The organism is Rhizobium sp. Nf11,1, from assembly GCF_050587665.1.
Classification (GTDB): domain Bacteria; phylum Pseudomonadota; class Alphaproteobacteria; order Rhizobiales; family Rhizobiaceae; genus Rhizobium.
The window spans coordinates 1-11868 of record NZ_JBOBHU010000001.1; the positions used below are offsets into that span (position 1 = coordinate 1).

General features: G+C 62.5%; 11 protein-coding genes. 10 read left to right on the forward strand and 1 reads right to left on the reverse strand.

Features of this window, described 5'->3' with window-relative positions; all coding sequences use genetic code 11:
• Nucleotides 1-40 precede the first annotated feature (40 nt).
• The 7 genes from ACQ7C1_RS00005 (at nucleotide 41) to phoB (ending at nucleotide 7318) form a co-directional block, all read left to right on the forward strand.
• Nucleotides 41-442: an endonuclease domain-containing protein gene (locus ACQ7C1_RS00005; protein ID WP_430956876.1), complete on the forward strand. Its 402-nt coding sequence runs from the start codon at nucleotides 41-43 to the stop codon at nucleotides 440-442.
• Nucleotides 443-918: 476 nt separating this feature from the next.
• On the forward strand, nucleotides 919-1953 hold the full coding sequence (locus ACQ7C1_RS00010) for a substrate-binding domain-containing protein (protein WP_183706011.1): 1035 nt from the start codon (nucleotides 919-921) through the stop codon (nucleotides 1951-1953).
• Nucleotides 1954-2119: 166 nt separating this feature from the next.
• Entirely contained in the window at nucleotides 2120-3601 is a 1482-nt protein-coding gene (gene pstC, locus ACQ7C1_RS00015) for a phosphate ABC transporter permease subunit PstC (RefSeq protein ID WP_430956877.1), read from the forward strand.
• On the forward strand, nucleotides 3598-4920 hold the full coding sequence (gene pstA, locus ACQ7C1_RS00020; protein ID WP_221113046.1) for a phosphate ABC transporter permease PstA: 1323 nt from the start codon (nucleotides 3598-3600) through the stop codon (nucleotides 4918-4920). The genes pstC and pstA overlap by 4 nt, the downstream gene beginning before the upstream one ends.
• A gap of 15 nt (nucleotides 4921-4935) precedes the next feature.
• Nucleotides 4936-5751, forward strand: coding sequence for a phosphate ABC transporter ATP-binding protein PstB (gene pstB / locus ACQ7C1_RS00025; RefSeq protein ID WP_085776826.1), 816 nt, complete (start codon nucleotides 4936-4938; stop codon nucleotides 5749-5751).
• Between the two features lie 44 nt (nucleotides 5752-5795).
• Nucleotides 5796-6509 (forward strand): phosphate signaling complex protein PhoU, encoded by a 714-nt coding sequence (phoU, locus tag ACQ7C1_RS00030; protein WP_004672769.1) that lies wholly within the window; start codon nucleotides 5796-5798, stop codon nucleotides 6507-6509.
• Nucleotides 6510-6634: 125 nt separating this feature from the next.
• Nucleotides 6635-7318, forward strand: coding sequence for a phosphate regulon transcriptional regulator PhoB (gene phoB / locus ACQ7C1_RS00035; protein WP_004672768.1), 684 nt, complete (start codon nucleotides 6635-6637; stop codon nucleotides 7316-7318).
• 245 nt (nucleotides 7319-7563) lie between these two features.
• Here the strand turns inward: phoB and ACQ7C1_RS00040 are convergent, their stop codons facing one another.
• A complete protein-coding gene (locus ACQ7C1_RS00040) occupies nucleotides 7564-8097 on the reverse strand; it encodes a GcrA family cell cycle regulator (RefSeq protein ID WP_430956878.1) in 534 nt (177 codons plus the stop codon).
• 424 nt (nucleotides 8098-8521) lie between these two features.
• Here ACQ7C1_RS00040 and ACQ7C1_RS00045 point away from each other — a divergent pair, with 424 nt between their 5' ends.
• From ACQ7C1_RS00045 to ACQ7C1_RS00055, 3 genes are all read left to right on the forward strand, one after another.
• On the forward strand, nucleotides 8522-9721 hold the full coding sequence (locus ACQ7C1_RS00045) for an aspartate aminotransferase family protein (protein WP_085776828.1): 1200 nt from the start codon (nucleotides 8522-8524) through the stop codon (nucleotides 9719-9721).
• 37 nt (nucleotides 9722-9758) lie between these two features.
• Nucleotides 9759-10673: an ornithine carbamoyltransferase gene (argF, locus tag ACQ7C1_RS00050; protein WP_430956879.1), complete on the forward strand. Its 915-nt coding sequence runs from the start codon at nucleotides 9759-9761 to the stop codon at nucleotides 10671-10673.
• A 93-nt stretch (nucleotides 10674-10766) separates the two neighbouring features.
• Nucleotides 10767-11759, forward strand: coding sequence for an Hsp33 family molecular chaperone (locus tag ACQ7C1_RS00055; RefSeq protein WP_183706001.1), 993 nt, complete (start codon nucleotides 10767-10769; stop codon nucleotides 11757-11759).
• Nucleotides 11760-11868: the final 109 nt, after the last annotated feature.

Below are 11868 nucleotides of genomic sequence, written 5' to 3' on the forward strand. Positions count from 1 at the left end.
GCGGCAGCCGGATGAGGGGCGAGTCACAAGGAAAACGTCAATGAGAGGCCCCAAGCCCAAAACCACAACACGAGCGCGATCCCTGCGCCAGTCGGATAACGACGCAGAGGACAAATTGTGGAAGGAACTGCGCGACCGCCGCCTCAACGGAAACAAGTTCGTGCGACAATTTCCGATCGGTCCCTATTTCGCAGATTTCGCCTGTCGTGAATTGCGGCTTGTCGTCGAGATCGACGGCAGCCAGCATGCGGACAGCCGACGGGATGGAATCCGGGATGCCTTCATGACCGGCAATGGCTGGTCGGTGGTTCGTTTCTGGAATGTAGATGTACTGAGCGCGCTGCCATCCGTGCTGGAGACGATCGTTGCGATCTGCGACGGGCGGCTGGTCGAACGCGTCGAGGCAATGGATTTGCGGTTCTTTCCAGCCGTGCGTGAATAACGATGGCGTGCCGTGCGATTGCCCCTCACCCTAACCCTCTCCCCGTAATGACGGGGAGAGAGGACGTGCCCTGTCGAGAGTTTTGGGCGGGACGGAGAGGTCGCGGCATATCCCCTTCTCCCCGTCAAAACGGGGAGAAGGTGCCGGCAGGCGGATGAGGGGCAGATCCCACGGGCGGACCTGAATGAAAGAGCGGGAAGGGCCAGGATGCCTTGCCGCAACCGCCGGGCCACGTGCGGTAAACTTGCAATGCAAGGTCGAGCTCGGATCCAAACTTTCCCGATCGTCGGCACTTTGGAGCGGCATCCATAAAATTTATCGTTATAAAACAGAAGCTTAACCTGTCACAAATGTTTCACGGATTTGACATAAAAGGACGGTGCTTACAGCGTTAAGAGAGTCCCGCCGATGAAAAAAGGCATGCGAGGGCCTCTCTATAGGCCGCACTCACACAAGCCCAATGCGGGAGATTTCTAATGAACACCTTCAAGCTCACCGTTGCCGCGCTCGCTGCAACTGCCGCTTTCGCTGGCGCAGCCGTCGCTCGCGACCAGATCCAGATCGCTGGTTCGTCCACCGTCCTGCCTTACGCCAAGATCGTTGCCGAGTCCTTCGGCGAGACCTTCACCAACTTCAAGACGCCGGTCGTCGAATCCGGCGGCACGGGCGCTGGTCTGAAGGAATTCTGCAAGGGCGTTGGTGAAGACACCATCGACATCGCCAACGCCTCGCGTCCGATCAACAAGAATGAAGCCGAAGCCTGCAAGGCCGCCGGCGTAACCGACATCCAGGAAGTCAAGATCGGTTATGACGGCATCGTCTTCGCAACCGACTCGTCCAACCCGGATGTCGCTTACGTTCCGGCCGACATCTACAAGGCCCTCGCTGCCCAGGTCGTCGTCGACGGCAAGCTCGTCGCCAACCCCTACAAGAAGTGGTCGGAAGTCAACCCGAAGCTCCCGGCCGTTGATATCGCCGCCTATATCCCGGGCGAAAAGCACGGCACCCGCGAAGTCTTCGAACAGAACGTTCTTGCCGCCGGCTGCAAGGCTTCGGGCGCTCTCGACGTTATCGCCAAGGAAATCACCGACAAGGCTGCCCAGACCAAGGCTTGCGTCGCAGTCCGCAAGGACGGCGCTGCAGTCGACATCGACGGCGACTATCCGGAAACCCTCGCACGCATCGCCGCCAACAAGACCGGCGTCGGCGTATTTGGCCTTTCCTTCTATGAAAACAACGCCGACAAGCTCAAGGTCGCCAGCGTGAACGGTATCGTTCCATCCACCGAAACGATCGCCAACGGCACCTATCCGGTTTCCCGCCCGCTGTTCTTCTATGTCAAGAAGGCACATCTCGGCGCCGTTCCGGGCCTGAAGGAATATGTCAACTTCTTCGTATCCGACCAGATGATCGGCCCCGACGGCCCGCTGGCTGAATACGGCCTCGTTGCCGCTCCGGATGCCGAGCGTGATGCGATCCGCAAGGACGTCGAAGCCGGCAAGTCCATGTAATGATTTTGCCGGCGCGGTGCTTCAAAGCCCGCGCCGGCATCGTTAATGTCCCTGCGTGGCGGTCTTTCCGCTGCAGGGTTGAATTCCTTCTCCATGATTGGAAGCCGAAGGCAGGCTGATGAAGCCGCCGCGCTTTTTGGGGGCCACGGGCCTGGGGACGTAACGAATGAGCACATCCGTCATACTTCTGTGCCTTGTGGTGATCGGCGCCGCCGCCTATCTGGTCGCGCGCAGCCGTGCCACGGCCCTTGCCGGAGGCAGGTCCTCCGCACTGCATTCCCGGCCGGCCTATTACGGCGCCTATGCCGCGATCTGGACGGTTCTTCCCGCCCTCATCGTCCTCTGCGTCTGGCTCTCCGTCAGCCCCGGCATCATCCAGTCCTCGGTTCGGGGAGCTTTCCCTGCTGACGTCAAGGCTCAGGCCGCAGTCGAACAGGATCTGAGCTATTCGATGGTGGCGACGGTCGCGCGCGGGCTGACGATGCTGACATCGGACGAAGCCGCCGCGGTGGCAAACGATCCGGCCGCCCTGCAGGCCAAGCTCAGCGAAAAGGGCGTGCCGCTCGCCGGCCAGCCGCAGCCTTACATGGTCGAGGCCGCCAAGACGCTGAATGCCATGAGCATGACGAGCCGCCTCGCCATGACGGCGATTGTCTTCATTCTGGCCGTTGCCGGCGCCCTTTATGCGCTACGCGCCATCGCGCCGCGCTTCCGCGCCCGCAACCGCGTCGAGCGCGTCATGCTCTGGGGCCTGCTGCTCGCCTCCTCGATCGCCATCCTGACGACGGTCGGCATCGTGTTGTCCATGCTGTCGGAAGCCGCCCGCTTCTTTGCCGTCGTTCCCGCCGGCGAATTCTTCTTCGGCACCGTCTGGGATCCGCGCTTTGCCGGCGCCGGCAGCTCCTCCTTCGGCCAGTTCGGCCTGATCCCGCTCCTACTCGGCACGCTCTATATCGGCCTCGTCGCCATGCTGGTCGCGGTTCCGGTCGGCCTCTTCGCCGCCATCTATATGGCCGAATACGCCTCGCCGAAGCTGCGTTCCGTCTCCAAGCCTCTTCTCGAAGTGCTGGCCGGCATCCCGACGATCGTCTACGGCTTCTTCGCGCTCGTCACCGTCGGTCCATTCCTGCGCGATTTCTCCGCACAGATCAGCGGCCTGCTCTCCGGCAGCTACACCAATTTCATCCAGGCGCAGAGCGTTCTGACGGCCGGTATCGTCATGGGCATCATGTTGATCCCCTACGTCTCCTCGCTGTCGGACGACATCATCACCGCCGTGCCGCGGGCACTGCGTGATGGCTCGCTCGGTCTCGGCGCCACACGCTCCGAAACCATCAAGAAGGTGGTCCTGCCGGCCGCGCTTCCCGGCATCGTCGGCGCGCTGCTGATGACCGCCTCGCGCGCCATCGGCGAGACCATGATCGTCGTGTTGGCCGCGGGTGTCGCCGCCCGCATTCAGATCAACCCTTTCGAGCCGATGACCACGGTGACCGTCAAGATCGTCAACCAGCTGACGGGCGACCTTGAGTTCACCTCGCCGCAGACGCTGGTTGCCTTCGCGCTTGGCATCACGCTGTTCTGCATCACGCTTTGCCTCAACATCTATGCGCTCTACATCGTGCGCAAATACCGGGAGCAGTACGAATGACGAATATTGTTTCTCCCGCCATCGGTGCCACCGTTTCCAAAGCGCCGGCCCGCCGTGATATCGGCATCAAGCGCCGCTATGCCGCCGAGCGCCGGTTCCAGGCCTACGGTATCGCCGCCATCGCCTTCGGCCTTATCTTCCTCTTCGTCCTGCTGTGGACGGTGATCGGCAAAGGCTACACCGCCTTCCAGCAGACGACGATCACCCTGCCGATCGAATTCGCCGAAAAGACCATCGATCCGAACAGCAAGCGGGCGACCGATCCTTCGGTGCTGATTGCCGCGAACTATCCGGTTCTGCTGCGCGACGCCATCGTCAAGCAGCTGAACATCAATGCATCGAGCCGTCCGGATGTGCGCGATGCAACCGCCATGCTCTCCAAGAGCGCGCCGATCCAGCTGCGCGATCTGGTGGTCGCCGATCCCTCGATCATCGGCAAGACCGTCAACGTCACCCTGCTCGCCGATGCCAATATCGATAGCGCCAACAAGGGCCAGATCGATCTTTCCGTCGATGAGAAGAACCGCAAGGTCAACGACAAGCAGGTCAACTGGATGAACCAGCTGAAGGCGAGCGGCGCTCTTCAGAAGCAGTTCAACACCGGCCTCTTCGTCAACGGCAATTCCAGCCGTCCGGAAGCCGCCGGTCTCGGCGTCGCCCTCATCGGCTCGCTCTACCTGATGCTGATCGTGCTGGTTCTGTCGCTGCCGATCGGCGTCGCCGCCTCGATCTATCTCGAGGAGTTTGCGCCGAAAAACAGGCTGACGGACCTGATCGAGGTCAACATCAACAACCTCGCAGCCGTCCCGTCGATCGTCTACGGTCTGCTCGGCCTTTCCGTCTTCATCAACTTCATCGGCCTGCCGCGCTCGGCTTCGCTGGTCGGCGGCCTGGTGTTGACGCTGATGACCCTGCCGACGATCATCATCGCCACCCGCGCGGCCCTGCGCGCCGTGCCGCCCTCGATCCGCGCTGCAGCTCTTGGCCTCGGCGCCTCGAAGATGCAGATGGTGTTCCACCATGTCCTGCCGCTTGCCATGCCCGGCATCCTCACCGGCACGATCATCGGCCTGGCGCACGCGCTCGGCGAAACCGCGCCGCTGCTCTTGATCGGCATGGTCGCCTTCGTCGCCAATGCGCCCGCGACACCGCTCGAGCCCTCGACGGCCTTGCCCGTGCAGGTCTATATGTGGGCGAACGAGGCCGAACGTGCCTTCGTGGAGCGTACTTCGGGTGCCATCATCGTCCTGCTCCTGTTCCTGGTCGTCATGAACATGGGCGCCATCCTCTTGCGTCGTCGCTTCGAGCGCCGCTGGTAAACGGAGTCAAACATCATGAACATGCTGACGGAAGCTGCAGTTGAAAAGGCGCTGGATCAGAAGATGAGCAACGTCCCGTATAAAATGATCGGACAGGATGTCTCCGTATACTATGGCGAGAAGCGCGCGCTTTTCGACGTGAACCTGAACATCCGCGAAAACACCGTAACCGCCCTGATCGGCCCCTCGGGCTGCGGCAAGTCGACCTTCCTGCGAAGCCTGAACCGCATGAACGACACGATCGAGGGGTGCCGCGTCACCGGCAAGATCACGCTCGACAGCGACGATATCTATGATCCGGATATCGACGTCGTCGAACTTCGCGCCCGCGTCGGCATGGTTTTCCAGAAGCCGAACCCGTTCCCGAAGTCGATCTATGAAAACGTCTCCTACGGCCCCCGCATCCACGGTCTCGCCAAGTCGAAGGCCGATCTCGACCAGATCGTCGAGAGCAGCCTGCAGCGCGCCGGGCTCTGGAACGAGGTCAAGGACCGCGTGCACGAATCCGGCACGGGCCTCTCCGGCGGTCAGCAGCAGCGCCTGTGCATTGCCCGCGCCGTTGCCGTCAGCCCGGAAGTCATCCTGATGGACGAGCCCTGCTCGGCCCTTGACCCGATCGCCACCGCCAAGGTCGAGGAGCTGATCCACGAACTGCGCGAAAACTATACGATCGTCATCGTCACCCACTCCATGCAGCAGGCCGCGCGCGTCTCGCAGCGCACCGCCATGTTCCACCTCGGCAATCTTGTCGAGGAGAACGACACCGACAAGATGTTCACCAATCCGGACGATCCCCGTACCCAGGACTACATCATGGGTCGCTTCGGCTGATCACGGCCATCCGAAGCCTTCCCCTTATTCGAGGACAAAGCCCCATGGCATCGACACATATTTATTCTGCCTATGATGATGATCTGAAGTTCCTGTCCAGGCGGATTTCCGAAATGGGCGGCCTGGCCGAACAGATGGTCGCCGAATCCGTCCGGGCGCTGGTCAACGGCGATACCGCGCTGGCGCAGAAGGTCATCTCAGACGACGTGATCCTCGATCACACCGAGCGCGAAATCGGCGACAAGGCGATCGTCACCATCGCCCGCCGGCAGCCGATGGCCGCGGACCTGCGCGAAATCATGGGTTCGATCCGCATCGCCGCCGATCTCGAACGCGTCGGCGACCTCGGCAAGAACACCGCCAAGCGCGTCATCGCCGTGCAGAGCACCGGCGTTCCCCGCAAGCTCGCCCGCGGTCTCGAGCATCTCTCCGAGCTGGCGCTTGTCCAGCTCAAGGAAGTGCTCGACGTCTATACGACACGCGCTGCCGACAAGGCGACCGCCATCCGCGAACGCGACAACGAGATCGACGCCATGTACACCTCGCTGTTCCGCGAGCTCTTGACCTACATGATGGAAGATCCGCGCAACATCACGAGCTGCACGCATCTGCTCTTCTGCGCCAAGAACATCGAGCGCATCGGCGACCATGCCACCAACATCGCCGAGACGATCTACTACATGGCGACAGGCGCCCAGCCGGAAGGCGATCGTCCGAAGGATGACAGCGCCAACACCGTTGGCGCCGCGACGGAATAATCCTTCCAAGATTGCGTGCGCGCCCGTTCGGGGCGCGCAAAGAGGTCGCAGCCAATTTCTGAATTTGCGCAGGACGCCTGCTTAGAACCCCGGTTTAAGGCTTGTGCGCGAGGAGACGGACACGCATGATCCCGAGAGTCGCAGTTGTTGAAGACGAGGAAGCCCTCAGCGTGCTCCTTCGCTATAATCTCGAAGCCGAAGGCTTCGAGGTCGATACCATCCTGCGCGGCGACGAGGCCGAAATCAGGCTTCAGGAGCGCACGCCCGACCTGCTCATCCTCGACTGGATGCTGCCCGGCGTCTCCGGCATCGAACTCTGCCGGCGCCTGCGCATGCGGCCGGAAACCGAGCGACTGCCGATCATCATGCTGACGGCGCGCGGCGAGGAGAGCGAGCGTGTGCGCGGACTGTCCACCGGCGCCGACGATTATGTCGTCAAGCCCTTCTCGACCCCCGAGCTCGTCGCCCGCGTCAAGGCGATGCTGCGCCGTGCCCGTCCCGAGGTGCTGTCCTCGGTGCTGAAATGCGGCGATATCGAGCTCGACCGCGAAACCCATCGCGTCCACCGCAAGAGCCGCGAAGTCCGCCTCGGCCCGACCGAATTCCGCCTGCTGGAATTCCTGATGTCGTCGCCGGGCCGGGTCTTTTCCCGCTCGCAGCTGCTCGACGGCGTCTGGGGCCACGACATCTATGTCGACGAGCGCACCGTCGACGTCCATGTCGGCCGCCTGCGCAAGGCGCTGAACTTCTCCAACATGCAGGACGTCATCCGCACCGTCCGTGGCGCCGGCTATTCGATGGAAGCCTGAGGGTTTCTACTGCTGCTAAAGTCAAAGATTTGCCCCTCACCCTAGCCCTCTCCCCGTTCTGACGGGGAGAGGGGACGTGCCCTGCGAAAGGTCGGCGGGGAACGGAGAGGTTGCGGCATGTCCCTTCGCCCCGCGTGCGGGGAGAAGGTGGCGGCAGCCGGATGAGGGGCAACCCCAGCGCTTCCACTCCAATCATAAAAAACGGGCCGCTCGGCCCGTTTTTTATGTCCGGCGATGTCGCCTTCTCAGCTGACCCGTGCCGCGGCCCGGCGCCTTTCGTTGATCGGCTGATAGGCAAGCTTCTGATGATAGCTGCAATAGGGAGAATTGTCGGGGGACTCGCAGCCGCAGAAATGGAAATCTTCCTTGAGCGGGTCGCCGACCGGCCATTTGCAGGTGCGTTCGGTGAGCTCCGTCAGGCCGAGGCGGCGAGAAATCGGCACGACCACATTGCCGGCCGGCACATATTCCATTTCGTCGACGGCATCGACCTCGATCTCTTCCTTCAGCATCGTTGCGCCCTGTTGACGGGTCACGGTGCGGGTGGTGATCCGGGAGGCGTAATTCGGCGCGCGCGGCGCGGACGTCTGGCGCTTCGGCGTGCGCGCCGCGGTGGCCGTGCCGCCGGCTTTGGCGCGGCCGGGAAGGCTGAGCCTGTGCACCTTGCCGATAACGGCGTTTCGGCTGACGCCGCCAAGCTGCGCAGCAATCTGGCTGGCGCTCAGTCCTTCGGCCCAAAGCTTCTTGAGTTTCTCGACCCGCTCGTCTGTCCAGTTCATGCCCTGTCTCCACCTTTTGCGTTGGTGATGGCAGAATCCCTCACCGTTGTCCCGGAAGCCTCCGAAACAAGAAACGCTTGATCAATTTTGGTGACTAGTTCCGCCGCATGCAGTCTAGTAATTGAACTTTAACCTAGTGTGAGGCTGACTCCGTGACAAGAGTCGCGGGAATCCGGATGAATCGAATTTCAAGTTTTCCCCAACTTGCTGCCTCTGCGTGGCATTTCTGCAATAATGCCTGTTGAAGGCCGAAAGTGCCGCTGTACAAGCTTGCTGCATAGGCTAAGGCGGCAGTTTTGTTGACATTGCAGCGCGAAAAGGAAATAGTACCGCTCGCCGCCGAAAGGCGGCATTTTTGATTTTTTGGACCTGGTTTTGTTAGCCGGAGTCCGTGCAAGACAACATTGAACGGGAGACCCGCGCCATGGCTGAAGCCGCGCCGCTTTATGACACCTATTCTCGCGCCCCGCTGCGGTTCGAGCGAGGCGAGGGCGTATGGCTGATCACCGAGAGCGGCGAGCGTTATCTCGATTTCGGCGCCGGTGTCGCCGTCACCTCCGTCGGCCATGGCAACCCGCATGTGGTCGCGGCGCTGAAGGAGCAGGCCGACAAGGTCTGGCACCTCTCCAACATCTATGAGATCCCCGGCCAGGAGCGCCTCGCCAAGCGCCTGACGGACGCTACCTTCGCCGATAAGGTGTTCTTCACCAATTCGGGCGCCGAGGCGCTCGAATGCGCCATCAAGACCGCGCGCCGCTACCAGTTTTCCAAGGGCCATCCCGAGCGGTTCCATATCATCACCTTCGAGGGCGCCTTCCATGGGCGCACGCTCGCGACGATTGCCGCCGGCGGTCAGGAGAAATATCTCGAAGGTTTCGGCCCCAAGGCTCCGGGTTTCGATCAGGTGCCGTTCGGCGACATCGAGGCCGTCCGCGCCGCCATTACCGATGCGACGGCCGCAATCCTGATCGAGCCGGTGCAAGGCGAGGGCGGCGTGCGTCCCGCCACCGGCGAATTCATGAAGGCGCTTCGCCGGATCTGCGACGAAAACGGCCTGCTGCTGATCCTCGACGAGGTCCAGACCGGCGTCGGCCGCACCGGCAAGCTCTTCGCCCATGAATGGTCCGGCATCACGCCCGATATCATGGCCGTTGCCAAGGGCATCGGCGGCGGTTTCCCGCTCGGCGCCTGCCTTGCCACGGCCGAGGCTGCCTCCGGCATGAAGGCCGGCACGCATGGTTCGACCTATGGCGGCAATCCGCTGGCCATGGCGGTCGGCAGTGCCGTGCTCGACGTCATCCTCGCCGATGGCTTCCTTGAGCATGTGCGCGACGTCGCGCTCGTCTTCCGCCAGGGGCTGGCCTCGCTCAAGGATCGGTATCCCGATGTGATCGAGGATATCCGAGGCGAGGGGCTTCTGCTCGGCGTCAAGGCTGCGGTTCCCTCGGCCGAGTTGCTGCAGGCGATCCGCGCCGCGCATCTGCTCGGCGTGCCGGCCGGCGACAACGTCATCCGCCTTCTTCCGCCGCTGGTGGTCACTGCCGAAGAAGCCCGCGAGGGGCTCGTGCGCCTCGAGCGCGCCGCCGAGAGCATCCGCGCCGCCAAGATCAAGAAGACGGCTTGAAGGGATCGCCGCCTTCGGGCGCACGACAGGTAAGAACATGGCTCCTAAACATTTCCTCGATCTTTCGGCCGTCACCTCGGCCGACCTCAGAACTATCATGAACGACGCGCTCGCCCGCAAGCAGGCCTTCAAATCCGGCAAGGGCGACAAGCCGCTCGCCGGCAAGATGCTGGCGATGATCTTCGAGAAGCCGTCGACCCGCACCCGCGTCTCCTTCGACGTCGGCATGCGCCAGCTCGGCGGCGAAACGCTGTTTCTCTCCGGTACTGAAATGCAGCTCGGCCGCGCCGAGACGATCGGCGACACCGCCAAGGTGCTGTCGCGTTATGTCGATGCGATCATGATCCGCACCACCGAGCATTCCAGGCTTTTGGAGCTCGCCGAGCACGCGACCGTGCCTGTGATCAATGCGCTGACGGACGACACCCACCCCTGCCAGATCATGGCCGATATCATGACCTTCGAGGAGCATCGCGGCCCGATCAAGGGCAAGACGATCGCATGGACCGGCGACGGCAACAATGTGCTGCATTCGCTGGTGGAAGGGGCTGCGCGCTTCGGCTACCGCATGAACATGGCCGTGCCTCTTGGTTCCGAGCCCAAGGATCACTATCTGAACTGGGCCCGCAATGAGGGCGCCGAAGTCATGCTCTGCCATGATGCCGACCGTGCGGTCGAAGGTGCCGATTGCGTGGTGACCGATACCTGGGTCTCCATGAATCAGGAACATCGGGCCCGGGGTCACAACGTCTTCCAGCCTTATCAGGTCAATGCGGCCTTGATGGCCAAGGCCGGCAAGGATGCATTGTTCATGCATTGCCTGCCGGCGCATCGCGGTGAGGAAGTGACGGACGAGGTGATCGACGGCCCGCAATCCGTGGCCTTCGATGAAGCGGAAAACCGTCTTCATGCGCAGAAGTCGATTCTTGCTTGGTGCCTGGGCGCGATCTGAACCATAATCGGATGTTGCGAGTCATAAGCTTGCGGCCCGACTGCGCGAGCGCCGGACACTTTGGCCGCCGCTCCAGAAACCAGGAGTAAAGCCATGGCAGAAGCTGCAGCCGCCCTCGGCCAGTTCGATTTCGCCGGCGATGATCATGTCGTCCCCTTTCAGGTGGAGGGTCTGGATGTGCGCGGCCGCGCCGTCCAGCTCGGCCCCATGCTCGATGCGATCCTCGAGCGCCATCATTATCCCGCGCCCGTCGCCCGGCTGCTCGCCGAAGTCGTCGTGCTGACGGTGCTGCTCGGCACCTCGCTGAAGTTCGACGGCAAGTTCACCGTGCAGACCAAGGGCGACGGCCCGGTCGATCTGCTCGTCGCCGATTTCTCGACGCCGGAGAACGTGCGTGCCTATGCCCGTTTCGACCGGGCGCTGCTCGACCAGGCGATTGCCTCAGGCGAGACCGAGCCGGAGCAGCTGCTCGGCAAGGGCGTGCTTGCCTTCACCATCGACCAGGGCAAGTTCGCGCAGCCTTACCAGGGCATTGTCGCCCTCGACGGCACGTCGCTCGAGGAGATCGCCGGCGTCTATTTCCGCCAGTCGGAGCAGATCCCGACGCGCGTGCGCCTGGCTGCGGCCGAACTTTTCGACCGTGACGATACCGGCAAGCCGCGCCATCGTTGGCGGGCAGGCGGCCTCGTCGCCCAGTTCCTGCCGGAGGCACCGGAGCGCATGCGCCAGCCTGATCTCCACGGCGGCGACGGCGATAACGGCGACCGTCCGCATGGCGAGGATGACGCCTGGACCGAAGCGCGCTCGCTGGTCGAGACCATCGATGCCGACGAGCTGACCGATCCGCAGGTCGGCACCGAACGTCTCTTGTTCCGCCTGTTCCACGAGCGCGGCGTGCGCGTCTTCGAGCCCCGCGCCGTCTTCGACCGCTGCAGCTGCTCGCGGGAAAAAATAGGCAACGTGCTGAAGGGGTTCACCGCCGAGGAGATCGAGGCCAGCCAGGAAAACGGCGAGATATCCGTCACCTGTGAATTCTGCTCGACCACCTACCGCTTCGAAGCAGCCGAGCTTCAGCCGGCGGAATAACATTAGTCGCGCTTGGCGCGAAAAAGATGCGCATTGCAGCGGCACAGTGACTCGACTTTTAGTAGTCACTGTGCACCTATTATCCCAACTGGTTCTGGGGGCGGGACGT

Excerpts from the sequence above, each read along its gene's own strand:
- phoU (WP_004672769.1), top strand. The coding sequence starts at position 5,796 with ATGGCATCGACACATATTTATTCTGCCTATGATGATGATCTGAAGTTC.
- ACQ7C1_RS00005 (WP_430956876.1), top strand. The coding sequence starts at position 41 with ATGAGAGGCCCCAAGCCCAAAACCACAACACGAGCGCGATCCCTGCGC.
- ACQ7C1_RS00010 (WP_183706011.1), top strand. The coding sequence starts at position 919 with ATGAACACCTTCAAGCTCACCGTTGCCGCGCTCGCTGCAACTGCCGCT.
- ACQ7C1_RS00045 (WP_085776828.1), top strand. The coding sequence starts at position 8,522 with ATGGCTGAAGCCGCGCCGCTTTATGACACCTATTCTCGCGCCCCGCTG.
- argF (WP_430956879.1), top strand. The coding sequence starts at position 9,759 with ATGGCTCCTAAACATTTCCTCGATCTTTCGGCCGTCACCTCGGCCGAC.
- ACQ7C1_RS00040 (WP_430956878.1), bottom strand. The coding sequence starts at position 8,097 with ATGAACTGGACAGACGAGCGGGTCGAGAAACTCAAGAAGCTTTGGGCC.
- pstA (WP_221113046.1), top strand. The coding sequence starts at position 3,598 with ATGACGAATATTGTTTCTCCCGCCATCGGTGCCACCGTTTCCAAAGCG.
- phoB (WP_004672768.1), top strand. The coding sequence starts at position 6,635 with ATGATCCCGAGAGTCGCAGTTGTTGAAGACGAGGAAGCCCTCAGCGTG.
- ACQ7C1_RS00055 (WP_183706001.1), top strand. The coding sequence starts at position 10,767 with ATGGCAGAAGCTGCAGCCGCCCTCGGCCAGTTCGATTTCGCCGGCGAT.
- pstB (WP_085776826.1), top strand. The coding sequence starts at position 4,936 with ATGAACATGCTGACGGAAGCTGCAGTTGAAAAGGCGCTGGATCAGAAG.
- pstC (WP_430956877.1), top strand. The coding sequence starts at position 2,120 with ATGAGCACATCCGTCATACTTCTGTGCCTTGTGGTGATCGGCGCCGCC.